This window comes from Desulfobacula phenolica (genome assembly GCF_900105645.1).
In the GTDB taxonomy this organism is placed as follows: Bacteria; Desulfobacterota; Desulfobacteria; order Desulfobacterales; family Desulfobacteraceae; genus Desulfobacula; species Desulfobacula toluolica.
On sequence record NZ_FNLL01000014.1, the window covers coordinates 20,891 to 37,600 of the forward strand.

General features: G+C 41.8%; 13 protein-coding genes. All 13 read left to right on the plus strand.

Going from position 1 to position 16,710, the window contains the following annotated elements; genetic code table 11:
• The 13 genes from BLT94_RS18790 (at nt 1) to BLT94_RS18845 (ending at nt 16,678) form a co-directional block, all read left to right on the plus strand.
• The gene (locus tag BLT94_RS18790) at nt 1–756 is read left to right on the plus strand and encodes a hypothetical protein (protein WP_092237557.1); all 756 of its coding nucleotides are present in this window, start codon (nt 1–3) and stop codon (nt 754–756) included.
• Entirely contained in the window at nt 746–1,045 is a 300-nt protein-coding gene (locus BLT94_RS18795; RefSeq protein WP_092237560.1) for a hypothetical protein, read from the plus strand. Before BLT94_RS18790 ends, BLT94_RS18795 begins: the two co-directional genes overlap by 11 nt.
• Nucleotides 1,038–3,527: a hypothetical protein gene (locus BLT94_RS18800; RefSeq protein WP_092237563.1), complete on the plus strand. Its 2,490-nt coding sequence runs from the start codon at nt 1,038–1,040 to the stop codon at nt 3,525–3,527. The genes BLT94_RS18795 and BLT94_RS18800 overlap by 8 nt, the downstream gene beginning before the upstream one ends.
• Complete coding sequence (locus BLT94_RS18805; protein WP_092237565.1) at nt 3,524–6,739, plus strand: contractile injection system tape measure protein; 3,216 nt, start codon at nt 3,524–3,526, stop codon at nt 6,737–6,739. Before BLT94_RS18800 ends, BLT94_RS18805 begins: the two co-directional genes overlap by 4 nt.
• Nucleotides 6,730–6,861, plus strand: coding sequence for a hypothetical protein (locus tag BLT94_RS22560; RefSeq protein WP_281243411.1), 132 nt, complete (start codon nt 6,730–6,732; stop codon nt 6,859–6,861). The genes BLT94_RS18805 and BLT94_RS22560 overlap by 10 nt, the downstream gene beginning before the upstream one ends.
• Before the next feature lie 173 nt (nt 6,862–7,034).
• Nucleotides 7,035–7,805, plus strand: a complete 771-nt coding sequence (locus BLT94_RS18810; RefSeq protein ID WP_092237568.1) for a hypothetical protein — start codon at nt 7,035–7,037, stop codon at nt 7,803–7,805.
• Between the two features lie 83 nt (nt 7,806–7,888).
• A complete protein-coding gene (locus tag BLT94_RS22210; protein ID WP_217641252.1) occupies nt 7,889–11,164 on the plus strand; it encodes an eCIS core domain-containing protein in 3,276 nt (1,091 codons plus the stop codon).
• A gap of 119 nt (nt 11,165–11,283) precedes the next feature.
• Nucleotides 11,284–12,234, plus strand: a complete 951-nt coding sequence (locus tag BLT94_RS18820; protein WP_139169071.1) for a hypothetical protein — start codon at nt 11,284–11,286, stop codon at nt 12,232–12,234.
• Between the two features lie 249 nt (nt 12,235–12,483).
• Complete coding sequence (locus tag BLT94_RS18825) at nt 12,484–12,720, plus strand: hypothetical protein (RefSeq protein ID WP_139169072.1); 237 nt, start codon at nt 12,484–12,486, stop codon at nt 12,718–12,720.
• On the plus strand, nt 12,720–13,367 hold the full coding sequence (locus tag BLT94_RS18830; protein ID WP_092237577.1) for a class I SAM-dependent methyltransferase: 648 nt from the start codon (nt 12,720–12,722) through the stop codon (nt 13,365–13,367). The genes BLT94_RS18825 and BLT94_RS18830 overlap by 1 nt, the downstream gene beginning before the upstream one ends.
• A gap of 81 nt (nt 13,368–13,448) precedes the next feature.
• A complete protein-coding gene (locus BLT94_RS18835) occupies nt 13,449–14,468 on the plus strand; it encodes a hypothetical protein (RefSeq protein WP_092237580.1) in 1,020 nt (339 codons plus the stop codon).
• A gap of 69 nt (nt 14,469–14,537) precedes the next feature.
• A complete protein-coding gene (locus BLT94_RS18840) occupies nt 14,538–14,756 on the plus strand; it encodes a hypothetical protein (RefSeq protein WP_092237582.1) in 219 nt (72 codons plus the stop codon).
• Nucleotides 14,757–14,764: 8 nt separating this feature from the next.
• Nucleotides 14,765–16,678: a peptidoglycan-binding domain-containing protein gene (locus BLT94_RS18845; protein WP_092237585.1), complete on the plus strand. Its 1,914-nt coding sequence runs from the start codon at nt 14,765–14,767 to the stop codon at nt 16,676–16,678.
• The last annotated feature ends 32 nt before the right edge of the window (nt 16,679–16,710 follow it).

A 16,710-nucleotide genomic window follows, 5' to 3' on the forward strand; every position in this document is an offset into this window, starting at 1 on the left:
ATGGATAAAAAAAACAGAGAAACCTTAAAAAAATACTTTAAAAAAGGAAGCCTTCCTTCTGAACAGGAATTTGCCTATTTAATTGATTCAATGCTGAACACCATTGATGACGGGTTTGAAAAAACAAAACAAGAAGGGCTCAAAATATCCTCTTTGGGCAATTCCGATACCCTGGCCGGATTTTACAGGGACATTGAAAAAAAAAGCCCCATCTGGTCCATTGAATTTGCTGATCCAGGCAATCGTCTGCTTTTCAAGGGAAAACAAGGAACCGTTCTTTCCCTTGACCCCACAGGAAAGGTGGGTATCAATACTGATCAGCCGAAAACCCACCTGGATGTGGAAGGAACCATTGCATCCAAGGGAAGAATCGGCAAATACAGGAACGGGAAGGTGCCTGCCGACGGGAAACCCCACACCATTATAGAGGGTCTTGACGGCTGCAGGGCATTTGAAATCATGGCAGGGGCAGGAGGAAAGGAAAAATCGGGTCAATATGCACTGCTACATGCCTTTGCCTTGAACACCTTCCAATCCAAGGGTTGTATTGTCGATCACCAGGCCCATTACGGTTCCCGGTGCAACAGGATAAAGCTCTGGTGGGAAGGCAGCCAACACAATTATGCTTTGAAGATAAAAACAAAATGCTGCTACGGAGATGGGTTTGCCATCCAATACCAGATAACGGAACTCTGGCTTGACCATTTCATGAAAAATCGTCGGCTGCAAACGGAGACCTTGGCAGATGAAAAATAATTTCATATCCATACCCCTGTCCGTGGATGACGGACAAAAGATTTTCCAGGCATTGTCAGAGCTGCCCTTTAAATATGTATATGAACTCATTGGAAAACTTAACCGCACAACCAATGAAACAGCGCAGCTCAACAGAGACTCAAACACCTGTTATGAATATGCACTGGTAAAAGAAGAAATTGATTTGATGATCCAGGCCCTTGGACAGATGCCCTACAAAAGTGTCCATAAGGTTATAGCACACCTTGAAAATACGTTGAACTCCCATGGGCAGGCTGCCAATGATTGACCAATCATTCATTGAAAAAAACAAGCCTGAAGAGCGCTTGTTTGAAATCCTCCGGAAAGAAGGAATAAAACTTATTCAGGAGCTTTGCGGAAAGGTCTGGACAGACTATAATGTCCATGATCCCGGCATTACCATTTTAGAGCAGGTTTGCTATGCCATGACCGAACTGGCTTACCGAACCGGTTTTGACGTGGCCGATATCCTGACCCGTGAAGACGGAAAAATTGATTTTGAGCATCAGGCCATTTTTGCGCCCCATAGGATTTTCCCCAACCAGGCCCTGACCCCTCTGGATTATGAAAAATTAATTCTTGATTCCCTGCCTGAGATAGAAAACATATGGGTGGAAAAATCCGGTGAAATCTCCGGTCTTTACCGGATAAAAATAAGAGCGGAAAAAAACATATCCCAGTCAAAAGCAAAGACGCAAGCCCTCATCAAATCTGTTAAGCAGGTGTTCTGCAAATCCAGGAATCTTTGCGAAGACATCAGCGATGTTAATATGGTTAAAAACAGGTATTGCAGACTTTATGCCGACATAGAGGTTTCCGGACATCGTAATCCCGCCCACATACTGGCACAAATATATGATCAATGTGCAACACTCATTTCACCGGGCATAACTTACAATTCCCGGGATGATCTTATTCAGCAAGGGAAAACCCAGGATGAATTTTTCACAGGTCCGCTATTGGAACACGGGTTTATGGCTGATACCCCTGCCGCCCGGAAACAGGCCTTTGTCAACATTTCCGACCTGCCGGCCCTGATCCTGTCTATTAAAGGGGTAGTCAGTGTGAACTCGCTTTTTCTTGAAGACTGCCAAACCCATGAAAAATATTATGATATTATCAAACAGGATGAATCCGGCTCAATCCTCTGTCTTGAGTTTCCTGAAGAAGAGGATCATATCTTTGTGACCCTGTCCAAACGTCTTCGGCAATATGATATTTCCCTGAATGAATTGACCCGGCAATACGAACGGCTGAAATCCACCCATGGGAGGCTGGGGATTTCAACGGAGGAAGTTGTCAAAAGCCGGCGACTGCCTTCGGGCAGATTCAGGGATCTTGGACAATACCATTCCATTATGGACCAGTTTCCCAATTCATACGGCATCAACCGGTTCGGCATTCCTCCCTCCTATCCTGAAAATGAAAAAGCAAAGGCAAAGCAGTTAAAAGCCTATTTGCTTTTTTTTGAACAACCCATGGCCAATTTTCTTGAGACCCTTGGAAATATTCCGGATATTTTTTCCCTGGACCCTGATCTTGACAGAACCTCTTTTTCCAGGTTGCTGGACAATACCAATGCTCCTGAGATTGAACAACTTTATGTTGACGGCCCGGAGGCATGCGGCCGAAAACTGGACCGGATCATTGAACAATACGACAATTTTTATGACCGAAGAAACCGTGTTCTGGATTATCTGCTTGCCCTTTACGGAGAAAAATTCACCCAAAATTCGCTGGGGGCGTTTAACTATTATTATTCAGAAAGAGGCCTGGCCCGCTGGTTTATCAAAAATAAAATCAAATTTCTGACATATCTTCCCGAAATCAGCAGCAAACGGGCATCCGGCTATAACTACAGGCAAACCTCATGGAATACGGAAAATATTGCGGGATTGAAATTAAAAACAAGCATCCTGCTGGGTTTTCAACTCCACCATTCAAGATCCCTGACCATTGCCTTTACCCGGCACGGCCTGGAATTGATTCCCGATGCAAACCTTTCCGAACTCAACCATGGAACCGTTGAAATTCAGTATGTCACACCCGGCGACATTGCGGAAAGAATAGAAACACCGTTTCAAAGAATAGAATTTAAGCACCGGGAAAAAAACCTGAACGACACTGACATACAAAGTCTTTTTAAAAAAATAATTTTTCTGAAAAGCCATTTTTTAAATGAATCTTCCATGAAAAACGGGCTGGATTTTAATAATTACAGGATCGGCCAGATTTCAGACGACACCTGGCAGATCATTTTCAAACCCCATGCCAAGTCAAGGTGGTGTTATTTGTCGTCGCACAGGCATAGAGATTCGGCAATCAGATCAGCCAATCATTTGCGCTGTTTTATCAAAACCCTGAATATCATGAGTGAGGGCATGCACCTTGTCGAGCATCTTCTGCTAAGGCCGGAGGATATTTCCCGGGGCCCGTCTGAAACACCGGATGATTTTTTCTTTTTCAGGGTCAGTGCGGTGTTTCCTTCCTGGACAGCCCGGTGTGCCAATCCAGGGTTCAGGCAACTGGCAGAGGAAACCGTGCGTATCAATGCCCCGGCACATATTGCCGTTGATTTTTACTGGCTTGGGTTTCAGCAGATGCTTGAATTTGAAATCCTTTACCATGACTGGCTTGAAAAAAAGAAGGCTGAAAAAAATTCATGCCCTGAAACCCAAAAACTTGCCAACAGGATTGTCCGATTTCTCATAAAACATAAATCCCGGAAAAGTACGACCTGTTTTCTATGAACACCCGCCACCGCATACACCATATGACTGCGGACATCCATTTTGAACGGCCAATGGATGCGCTATTGCATCAGCAAAACCTGCATGGTTTTATTCAGCATGATCTGGCACGCGTCATGGAAGAGGTGTTTGATGAAATATCCCCGGGCAATGATCATATACGCATCAGAAAACTGCTGGTGGATCTTGGAAAAATCAATTGCCGAAATTTTGAACAGGAGATGGCATCAAAATTAAGGTCATGTCTTTGGGATGCCTTACGCCGGGAAATCCAGTCCGTAAAAACAGCCCGTCCGTCATCTTTTGATTTTATGGCAGCCAAACTCATTGAAATTATCAGAACAGGCAGCCACCAGGATATGGATCCATACTGGATACCCCTTATTGCCACCCATGGCAGGCGAACCAGGGAACTGCTCTTAAAACAGGGCAAAAACCCTTTTGTACGCAAGCATATTGCCTGGTTGTTTCCCAAAGAACGGCTCAGGGAACTGATCCTTCTTTTTGAGCCCTTCAACCATGGATTCATTGATTATTTTCTGGACAGACCGGAACGCCTTTTGACCTGGGAAACCATGCGTACCGCCAATCCCGGCAACTTTAAAAAACAGGTTGCGGAATTCATACTGGCCTATCTTTTCATTGAAAAAGGAAGCCGGTTCAATAAAAAATTTTTTTTATCCAGCGTGATCCGGCAGATTTCCGGGCACTATAATATCCGGACCAGTGACTTTTTATTTTCACTAATCCATGTATTTGAGACCGTAAAAGATCAAAGTCCGCTAAGAAAAGAGATCCTGGCATTTCTCCTGGAACTTGAGCAGGAGACAAAAGACCCGGAACGGCAAAAAGATCCGGTGGACCAACGTGAAAAAAACCTTGTTTTCAATTATCTTCTTGACAAGACCGGCCGGGTTGAAAAAGAGTCATCACAAATCATAGAGCGCCTGATCATGACCGATCCAAAATCCATTGCCGGGTTTCTGGATCAGCACCGTAATTTTCCCGGCCCGGTCAAAAAACTGGTCCGTATTCTGTCCCCCCCCATGCTTGGCAGTCTTTTGAATATCCGGCACCCGGGCAGGCATGCCGTGATGACAAAATATACAGGCATTTTAAACCAGGCCTATTATTCACGGCTTTTTTCCGGTTCTGAAAAAACAGCACATTTTTTGTTATGGGAAGCAATATTGCGTTTTGAACCCCCTTTTGAAGAACAAAAATTTTGCAGGCATCTTTTGCTGGAGGTATCTGCAAATTCAAAGATTTCAGGCCAACGGGAACGTTTTTTCAACCAGCTGATCATCCGCCTGGTCCTGGATCTGCGGAAAAACCGTGAACATTATTATCTTTTAAAGGCGGTGCTGGAGCTGAAAGGGATAAAGGCCGGTCTTGAGCTGCTGGGTGAAAAAGGGTTTGAAAACCTTGACAATGCCGTGTCATTTTTAAGATTTTACCTGAAAAAAGCCGGGAGGCGAAAACAAATCGCAGCCTCTTTTTCCCAAACGCGTATCACCAGCATGATCCGGCTGATCCAGCCCTTCCAGTACGAATTTATTGACGCCGCCATAAAAGAATCCTGTCTTTTCCTTAAACAGACCACTGCCCTGGATCAGGGAGAAACCGCTTTTAAACGTCTTTTGCATGAATTTGTCCTTGATTTTCTTGTCCATGAAAAAACAGGTGGATTTAACAAGAAAAATTTTATGGCCGGAATTATCCGGCAACTGGCCCGCCACACCGGCATTAAATATAAAAAACAGGTGGATCTTTTTAAAGCCTTTGTTGAGAAAAGCCCGGCCCAAAATCCCGTGAAGCACCAACTGGGAAATGTTATCCTGGCCCTTGAGACGGATTTGATTTTTGACGGCAAAACAAGGGATGAAAAAGAAAGCGCCCAGGTTCTGGTCATGTCTTTTTTAACCCAAATTCTGCCTGCAAAGGGAAATGAAACCTCTTACCTGATCAATGCGGTTAAAAAATTTGAGACAAAGGCAAAGAATAAAACCGCCTATTATTCCGCCATCCTTGAAAAACTGCTCCAAAATAATACCATTGATTTTGACCGGATACTGGATGAAAAAACGCCGGAGCCCCCAGGAGATAAGACAAGTTCCCGGAACCGCATTTTCCAGGAAAAAATCAGTGGCCTGCTGACTGCAAACCCTGTTCTGCTTCATGGCTTTATTGAAAAGCACCTGCACCGTTTGGAGTTTATCGTGCTTTTGATGACCTCCCTGCGCCCTGCCCTGCTAAACCGGATTCTATATCTGTTAAGGCCCAGGGATTTTGTCTTGATCACGCGATATACAAATATCTTGAAAAAAAGCATCGGCAGCGCCTGCGGATTAAGTGACGGTCAAGAAATGGAAACCAATGCATGGCAGGCAATCTTCATGAGCATCAGAGAAAAGAACCTGTTGCATTGCTTTGATGAAACAGTTTTTATTCATAGTTTTCTTAAGCATATGGCAAAAAAAATACCCAAATACAGTACCAAGGCGTTTTATGACCGGATTGAAAAAAACCTGTCTCAACGCCGTTTCCCGCCATCGGCCAAGAAGGAATATATTGAGGCCATAAAGGTTGTATCCAGCCTTGGCAAAGCTCTTGATCAGATTAAAACACCCCGGTTGCCCCAAAAAAGTCCATTGCTCCGGCCCAAATCCCTGCAAATGCCAAAACCGGAAAATAGAGAAGATGTCATGGAAACCCTGTATCCGGGCAATTGCGGACTGGTCATTGCCGCCCCCTATCTTCCTCAACTGTTCAAGTCCCTGGGGCTTATGGAAAATTTACGCTTTAAAAACAGCCAGGCTGCCCGCCGGGGAGTTCGCCTTCTCCAATACATGACAGACCGGACAACGGACACCCCCTGGCAATTGCTGGCATTGAACAGGATTTTATGCAATGCCCCCCCCAAGACGCCAAAGGATGAGCCTTTTCAAATAATGCCCCATGAACAAGAAATCATAGAAAGCCTTATTTCAGGGATGATCCAGAACTGGAAAGCCATCGGCAACACCTCCATTCCTGGGTTCAGGGAATCTTTTCTCACCCGGAATGGTGTACTCACCCTGGACCGGAACGATTGCTGGCGCCTTAAGGTCGAATCCAAGACCTTTGACATGCTTTTGGATTCACTCCCCTGGAGTTTTTCAACCATCAGGCATCCCTGGATGGATCGGGTGATTTACGTTAAATGGCGTTAAAAAAAGGAAACGGCATTGAGGGAAGGGTCAACACCACCACCCAGGTCAACGGAATGCAGGTCAATGACAATCCCTCCCTTGAAAAAGAGGCTGACATCCTCGGCAGCAAAGCCGCCGGATAAAACCGAATATTTAAAAAAAGGTGTCTTTATTCACCCGGATCGGCAGAATAAAGACACCTTTTTCAATGATATAACTAAAATAAAATCCATAACATGCCGGTACTATAATTGTTATAGGCAACTGAAGACAGCCTATAACAACCACTAAAAAACAAATTTAAAAGGTTTGAGATATGTATGCACAAGTAGAGAAACCGAAAGAGAATAAAAGTAGGGCGGTTGCTAATACTGTTGTTCAGAAGAAAAGTGGTGTGAACCAAGGTTTTGGGTTCGTAGATAATCGTTCTCTTTACCAACCTATTCAGAAAAAAGAAAATAATGTAATTCACAATTCAAGTAAAAGCATAATTCAGCGAGGCAATACACCTTCTTCAGTGGGAACTAAGGAGGAAAAAGAACTGAAAACTCAACGTAGAGTGGACGAAATATTGTTAAAAAATCCACAAATCATTGTAGCTCCTAACCACAAGCTGTCTTCCAATGAACTTGGAGTGTTAGAAAAGTACTTAAAAGGCGAGTTAGTACTTCATCGAGCTACTCAACAATGGTATCGGAGTTTTCCAAAAGACGAAGAGTATCTTGAATTGATACCTAAAGGACCAAAGGAAGAAGGGACAGATCCTATGCCTGACTTTGCGGAGAACAATACTAATTGGATTCCGTTTACAGATGATAAGCAGTATGCAATTAATATTAGTCTTAGTGTTGGTGATTTATTTAGAGAAATATGGAAAAAAGGGGAGATTTCTGGAGATAAACCAATGGTAATAGTTCAGTCAATTAATGTATTACCAAAAGAACCAATTGCCTTCGGTATTGAAGGAGAGTATCAACTAAAAGGTAAGAAAGTAGCTACTGAGGTTTTGAAGATAGGGGTTAATGACGATTTAGGTAATTACAACTTTGCATACCAGGGGCTTACATTTGCAGAATTATTAAAATAGCCCATAACAAAACCTAAAAATCATTAAAACGCTTTTTAGCCCAATTGTTATAGGCAATTGACCAAAACTGAAAAGAAAAGATTATGAATACGCACGCTGATCAAACACAAGAGAATAAAAGCCAAGCAGTTTCTGCTGTGAACTCTCAGATGCAGAGCGGTGGTAAGTCTACTTTTCAATTTTTTGATAACAGGCCAGAGGCTGTTGCAAAAAGAAAACTGCAAGAGATGGCTAATAATAGCCCTATAGCAATGCAATTGAAAGCTTTTCAGGACATGGCCAATGACAGTCCTCAAGCAAAACAAGTGGCTCAATTACAGGCAATGTCAGATAACCATTCTGCTCAACAACAACCCATCCAAAAAAAAGCAAACAAAACGGGCTTACCGGATAATTTAAAAACAGGTATGGAAAACCTCTCTGGGATGTCCTTAGATGATGTGAAAGTACACCGTAACTCTGACAAACCTGTTCAACTGCAAGCTCATGCTTATGCACAGGGTACAGATATTCATTTAGAGCCCGGACAAGAAAAGCATTTACCACATGAGGCATGGCATGTGGTGCAACAAAAACAAGGCCGCGTAAAACCAACTAAACAGCTTAAATCAAAGGTCAATATCAACGACGATGCTGGTCTAGAAAAGGAAGCTGATATAATGGGTGCTAAGTCGCTGCAGATGAAAGTCAATGCAGACTCCATCCCTACTTGTAATTCTCAAAGCACTACAGCGAACACCGTTCAACGTGTTACATATAACGAAGCGAAAACAGCTGTTGGTGCTACAATGGAGGCCAACCTAGCAGCTTGGGTTAAGGCTAAGTCCGGTTCCGATGTGGAAGGAGAATGGGACACCTTCCTCGAACACATGACAGGCGGTGATGTAAAGGGACGCTTAAATGATTATAACAACCAAGGAGGACTCACCGAGGCCGTTAGCAGTTACAAAGACTATAATGCGCTTAAGGTTATGACACTATCTGCAATGCACTACTATGCAGAAGAGCAAGTAGACTGGCATGCCAGCGATAGTATATCAGCCACCGAAAGAAAAACAGTTCGTGAAATGCTCATGTTCGGAAGAGCCGGAAACCTAGGTCCATGTGGAGGTATGACAATAGAGAATTTAAAAGCACAAGCTGATATCGTTGGGGACGAAAGCGAGTTTTTCGAAAAGATAGGTATATACAGCAGATCAGTCAGTCAATCAACACCAATTAAAATTGCCAGAACCTCTGATGTTGACAAAGCCATAAAGATAGGAAGCAACTTAAAAAAGTTAAATGACTCCTTTGGTGCTACAATCCTTAAAGGTGCCATGCCGGAAACTGAGTTCAATTTAATCATTCAAGTTGATAAGACGGATGACCTGGTTGATTACTACACCAACGTCAACCCCACTCCCCTTTTTCAATCTAAAAATGGAAGGGACTTCAGAGGATACACACAAATGCAAGTATTGGACAATGCAGATCCAAAAACTTATGATGCCGGTGATTTATCGATAGCAATCAGGAACTACCACCGTTTTACAAAAGCAACACTTGATAAGCTGAGAGCTAACTATGCAGATACCAGTAAAGCCAAACCCTTAACACTAATACTACATACCGCCATTGACCACAATGGTGCCTTTGTACGTGACCCAAAACTTGAAGCTGTGGTCACCAATGGTAACATCCACGCCATTATGATCGAGGGTAAGGAAACTTTAGATTCGGTAAAATCAGAAATCCAGCCACTTGCTGCCAAATACGGAAAAAACAACAAATTAGATCAGGTCATGATCGCTGGACATGGTGGTGCTCAAAGCATTGAGCTAGCCGGTAAATTACAAAACGGTGGAGAGTTGAACGCGAAAGAAGAGCTGATAGAAGATTCAAACGCTGTAGACCTCGTAAACGACAAAGCCAAGGCTCAAGAGCTATTTGACGAAATCTTGGACAACATGGATATCAAACCCACACTTGGACAAAGGTTTGGCTCTATATTCGGACCAGACCTTCCCGCCCGTCAAGCTCATCGCAGAATAATGTTTAACGCCTGCTTAACAAACTCCAACTATATTGGTGACAATTTAAATCAAGCAAGTGTGGGTGATGTAAGAAAGGCTATTCGCAAATACATCGAAAACCACGCCAACCTTGTGAGTTTTGCGGAAAGCCGTGCTAAAGCAAAAGATTCAAACGAAGTCACCGTACGTGGATCTAATGCTTCACATGGTCGTCTAGATATGTTGGATGCACAGGATAGCTTAGACCTTATTAGTGCTTCAGATCCTAAGTTAACCGCTCCCAAATTAGAATATGCTGAGCACGGAACAGAACCAACCGGTGCCCTGAGGGCAGTATTAGAATGTTGGGCCTCTGATAAAAACAGCGAACGTGATAACTTAAAGGCAGCTATGAGAAGGAGAATAGCTAAAAACTCCACAGATTGGAGGGACCGAGTTATCGAGACCTTATATGATATGATAATAAGGTATGCCTGGGAAGATGGCCAAATAATCAAATACATGTCATTGCTTGCAGGAGAGATCTCGCATGCGCAAAGCGAAACAGAATGTAAACCCCGGCATTTTATTTATAGCAAGCAACTTGGCGTCTGGACTGATGCCTTATTTAAAGGCATGAGAGCGGCTGATCATTGGTCTAATAGACACTATATTCCTTTGGTGTTTTATCAGATCTGGATTATGATTGATAAAACAGTGAAGCCTAACAAAGAGTTCGTCGATCAACTGGGCACTCATTTTGATTGTTCTACGGCAGAAGAGTTTGTAGATATACCATACATCGCTACTAAGATACCTGCTATGTTAGCTAGCGGAGGAAGCGATAAAGGTAAACTTACCCTGGCGCTTTTAGGTGTTATTAAAGAGAACCAAGCTGCTTGTAGAAAATTCCTGACCGATCGCCTTGATGATCAGGACCCTCCTTTGAGTAAAGATGCTTTTGATCCTGGAGATGGTGTAAATGCTCTTCTCAACGGCTTAAGTACCGAAGATGATATACTCATCAAAATAGGTAAAAAGCAGGCCCCTGTTCTTGATATAGGCGCAGATATAGACCTTGACCGTGGCCCTGATACCAGAACCGGAAACATCAAATTAGAAGGTGATGCCAGCAACAAGCACTACATAGACTCCGTCACCAAAAAAGGTAAGATCAAAAAAGACCCTAATACCAAAGCCTATAAAAAGCCTGATAAAGGATCTGGCGAAGCTGGTGAGCTTGCCAAAAATGCTGAGGTCTTTATTGTTGGAACTAACTATGACTGGTGGGCAATCGAGTATACCTATGTCGGTGATCGGGTTGGAACAGCATTTATTGAAAAAGGAGATATTGAACTCACTTGAACACTATTTCATCTGAGACAAAAACTTCTAAGCGAAAACAAAAAAGTTCCGGAAATAACCAACAATAAGAGCCTATGTGTAAATGCCTTTGAAAAAAATATTGTTTTAAACTAAAATAAATGTCAAGAGAAAACAAATCCAGGATTCAATTAAATGGCGGATGGGGACAGATTTTGGCCATCTCCAATAATAGTAAATACATTTTTGCGGCTTCCACAGGACGCCTTTATCTCTGGGAAAGTGCCATAAGCAATCCCAAGCTAATTATTTTGCCAGGGTTCCAAAAAGGCCCTGTTTATCAGAGTGAATTCACACAATTGCTTCATGCAGGAGTATATAAATATGATTTGAACACCAATCAACTGATTCTCCCTAAGTTCAACCTATTATCAATAGTGAGTAGTGAAGTTGGTCTTGATGAAGATCATTTATCAATTGATCTTGCTATTTGGAATTCTATTGGAACCAAATTGTTTTTTCAAGTCATGGAATCCCCTCTTAAATTAATCGAAGATAAAGCTACAACAGCGCCCTTAAAAGTGTGGAATGGGACTATCGATGAAAGTACTGATAAACTTACTTATGATATATTCGAAGTTGATGAAACTGGATGCGTTCAATCGTGTCAACCCATTGGGGATAAATTAGCAAAAGTGAAAACAGATAGGATTGAAATTTTTGATTTTACATCCGGTCCGGTGGTTCAAGAACACCTCGAAAAAGCTTTTTCATGCTTCGAACTGTCCATTGATTTTCGTCATTCAAAAATAGCTTGTTCTTTAATTGGGGCTGAAATTCTACTTTTTGATTTTTCGTTAAATCTTGAGAAAAAGTTCAAAATTTCGGACTCAGAGCCACGTCCCAGAATAACTTTTCATGCCATAAATGGGAACTTATATGTTGGAAGTGGGAACGTAATAACTGCTTTTAATCTAAAACAAATAGACAAGAAGGTTGAAGTTATTCATACTAAACTTCAAGTAAAGTCTTTAATCTGTTCGCCAGATGGCAAACAACTAGTTGTTGCATCAGGTATTAATGGAGAGGTTATTGAAGCGATTAAACTATAGTTTAATCAAAACATTAAATCGAATGAGCTAAAAAAAGTGCCGTATCTGATAAAAAATGCCTATAACATAAAATAAACACCATTAAAACAGATATTTATTCAGAACGTTAATAACGTAAACTTATTTAATTTCATCCGAACCCTCTGTGAAAGTATGAATGAGACACTTACCCATTGAAAAATTGAGTGATGTAATACCCGATATCCCATATTTAAACCAAAATAGAGTTTTTAAAAAAAACAACCGGCCATGGCTTTAATGCATCCTGAAACCGGAAAAATTATCCGTATTGAAAAAACAATCCATAATCGACAATATCGGCTTAAACTGATATTCGAACCGGACAACAGTATCTCCTTTTTGTTGAACAACCTGAACGATTTGAAATGGAGCCGGTCAATGGGATGCCGGGATATTTCATCTGGACAACCTGGATATCTGAAAAAAAACGGATCGAGCCTTGAAACAAAAATAAAAAAACGGTAATGAAACCTAAATCAATGCATCTGATCGAAAAAGCAACCTTGATTCATTTTCACCGCCACCGGCAGGAGCGGTTTGCGACAGGTTCTGCCGGCGCGCTGGGTTGGAAGCATGTCAACAGTCAGCAAAAACGCTTTGAGGTATTGGCATCCATCGGGAATCTTGATGATTGTGAAATACTGGATCCGGGCTGTGGCTATGGAGATTTGTTGACGTTTCTGGATGCCCGTTTCAAAGGCGTAACTTACAGGGGCATTGACCTGCTGCCGGAGTTTGTCAAAACCGCAGCCAAAAGTTTTGCCTGCAGAGCAAATACCTGTTTTATGATCGGTGATTTTTCCAGGATGGAACTGCCAAAGACGGATTATGTGCTGGCCTCGGGGGCATTCGGATACAAAACCGAAGACAAACATTATTCTTTCCGCACCATTGACCGACTGTTTAAAACAGCCCGCAAAGGCATTGGCTTTAATATGCTGGATAAGAACAAATTCCCGGATCATCCCCTGTTGACCGGGCACGATAAAAACGTTGTTGTCGACTTTTGCCAAACATTGAGTTCAGCAACAAAAGTTGTCGAAGATTATCTGGAAGATGATTTTACAGTGTTTGTGCATAAAAAAAACAGAACAAAAGCTTTCTATCGATGATGACTCCACAAAAAACTGCAATTTAAACCCTGGTATAAAACCTGCCGGGATTACTGAAGAAACATAACAAAGGAGAAGACCATGAGCAATTCAGATGTTCGTCAAGCTGAATTTGTAACCAAACTTGAAAAAGAGTGTATTGCAATGTTGGACTATGCTTTTGCCAATGGATTAAACGTTTCCCCGGATATTGCCCGGGCGCTTGAAGAGTTTAAATTTGAACAGCGCAAGACAGAGGAAAAATCAGAGGAAGAAACGCCGGACAAAATAACAAACGCTGCAGGAAAGGCCGAGGTACTGACAACCATTCATAATGAGTTATCAGAAATAGTCAAACCTGCCAAACCCCAAACGATTTTACTGATTGCCGATGAAACCGCAAGAAAGAGTCTGTTTTTTTTCGTGGGCAAGGTTCCACTTATTCGTCAAATGATGTTTGTGGCAATAATTTCACTGGTGTCCTTGATTGCCATAAGCCTGTCAAGCGATATCAGCGGGGAGCAGGTTGTAAAAAGCATGTTTGAGCTTAATGGCAGCAAATTGCTTATGGTTCAGGCTATTTTGCTTGCTTCTGCCGCTCTTGGGGCTTCTTTTACAATACTATACAAGGCCAATACATATATAGCCTCCGGGACATTTGACCCGAAATATGAAAGTTCTTACTGGGTTCGTCTGATTGTGGGATTGATCTCGGGCATTATTTTGACTCAATTGATCCCCCTTGACATTGGTGAACTCAGCGAGGGAATGGCAAAAACCACAGCAACATCCGGAGATAGTGTGTCATCAAAGGCGATGCTGCGGGTTACGCTTGCCCTGCTTGGAGGATTCTCTGCAAACCTGGTTTATAACATACTCAATCGCCTGGTGGAAACCGTACAGGCGCTGATAATACCTGACCCTGTACTTGACCCGATCATCATCGAAAGACAGTTTCTTGATAAATATAATGAAAAATTATTACGGTATCAGAATAAAATCACAGCGGACGCATCGCAGATTCACAAAAGACTTATGGAAGAAGGCAATCAAAATCATGCCAACATAAATGAGATTGTTGGAGGTTTTGTTCAGGAGGTTGCCAAAACACAAAACGCATAGATGATATCCAAGATTATTCCCGATAGATGCTTTGTTTAATGAAGCCCGGCAAGAAACTCATCGGCCTGTTTGCAATTCCGGCCTTGGACGGTGGAACTGCCTGAAACGGATTGCTTGACGGCTTCAGCGGCATTCGGATACAAAACCGAAAACAAGACTTATTCTTTCCGCCACATTTACAGACTGTTTGAAACCACTCTCAAAGACTTTGGCTTTAATGCTGCATGCCGCAGCGATCTGGTAAAAGGCATCACAGAAGAACTCATAAAAAGAAAGGAAACCGTTTAGGGAAAAGTATGATGATTCCATCTATTTTAAAAAAAATAGAAAGGTGCGGGGTCTGCGTATCTTTATTTTCGATTTTGATATTTCTGACGGTAGGTATTGGAGTCGTTTGTGTATGTCAGGCAGCCCAAACAGATTGCGACCAATTATTAATTGATTGCGACCGATTATTATCGGAAGAAGGATCAAAAGACTTCGACAGTCAGATGATCAAAACACTTCAAATAACGCTCGATAAAAAAGGTTATGATCCGTGTAAAATAGATGGGAAATTGGGCGATTTGACAAAAGATGCATTGCAAAGATATTGCGATGATCCCGATGAAACAAAAAATGAACCCGGGATGTACTACCTGTTAAACGAACAGGACATAAAGGATCTGGAGGAACTGGAGATACAAAATGACATAATAGAGCAGCTCAAAGCAATTAAAGATGTTGAATATGCAAACAAAAACTTATTGTTGAACGCCCTGCAGGAAAAAATCGACGTGTCTTGTGAATACAGAGAGTTGATTGCAGAAAAAACCAAAAAAAAATACGCGTTTGATGAAACAAAATCAATAAAATGGAACAACGGGACATGTGGCTGCGTACTTGATGATCTTTCCGGCATCATATACGGGTTTTATCCGTTCTGGATGGCGGGTGAAGAGCAGCAGCTGGATTTTGGTGTGCTGTCAAGAATCGGTTATTATGCCCTGACCTTTAATGATAAAGGCGATATTAAGGAGCGCTTGCATCTGGAGCCGGCACAGGCCCAATTTGTCCATAAAGCCCACAAACATAGAACCAAGGTGGACGTGGTCATCCAGAAAGATGACTGGGAAAAATGGACTGAATTGAACTCTCAAGAAAAGTCCCAACTTTTTGACAACCTCATTACCAATATCGTTAAATTAGTTAATACTAAATTGACCCATACTTTTTCCAAGATCAAACCATACGTTTCCTTTGGCAGCAGTCCGACGCCCACGATAGTAGACGGTGTAACCCTTTATTTTAAAGGATATCCTGGATATAAGCACGATGATCATGATTGGCAGTTATTTATAAAATTTATCAAAAAGCTGAAAGCGGAATTTAAAAAAATGCGCCAGGATTACCATTTGAACATTATGCTGTCCCTGTATGATATTAAATATGATTGTAATAATGGATTTTATGACTTTGGCATTTTAGATGAATTTGTCCCGGATCAAAAAAAAGAAGAAAATGATTACAACGATCAAAATGATGTGGATCATTTCCTTGTGTTTATCGGGGCTAACACAAAAAACACTAAAAAAACACTGAGGGAAAATATAGAAAGCTCTTTTACGGGTATGAAGCGAAGGAACATGCTTAGAAAAACAATTCCGATCATAAAGCACACCGGTGACAATGAACAACAGTTTATCGATGACATATTATATATGGAAGATAATTTCGGGGGGATTGGCCTCTGGACCCTCCCCGTCAGTGAGGGTAGCGGCGTGGAACTTATGACCTGTGTAAAGGAAATTTTGCCGTGGAATAAAATACAAGATGAAAATAAAGATATTCTGGCAGATGTTGTTAATGCTGATCTAACAAAATTTTATCGCAAAGACGGTGCAAAACCAATTTCCGGCTATCAAAATTTTGTAAGCCTGCACCGATGGGGATTTCGCATTCTGTTTAATTTACTGTTGGCTATCTTTATGCTTTACGCTTTGTTTCGTGCGTTTTCCTGCAGGTTAAGAGTTTTATCTGTGAATTTTTTCTGGTGGTTTATGAGTGTTTGCTTTCTGTTTGTTTGGGTCTTTTTTTCCTTATTGTATTTTGATCCGTCCTGGAAAAAATTGGCGGAAGGGAATTTGATTTTATTTTTACTCATCTTTGTCATCGTCGGCATCGCAATATTAGGATATGTAAAGAAAATAAAGCAGGGGGAAATCCCTTAAGCCATCCTAAAAAATAAAAACAATAAAATTAA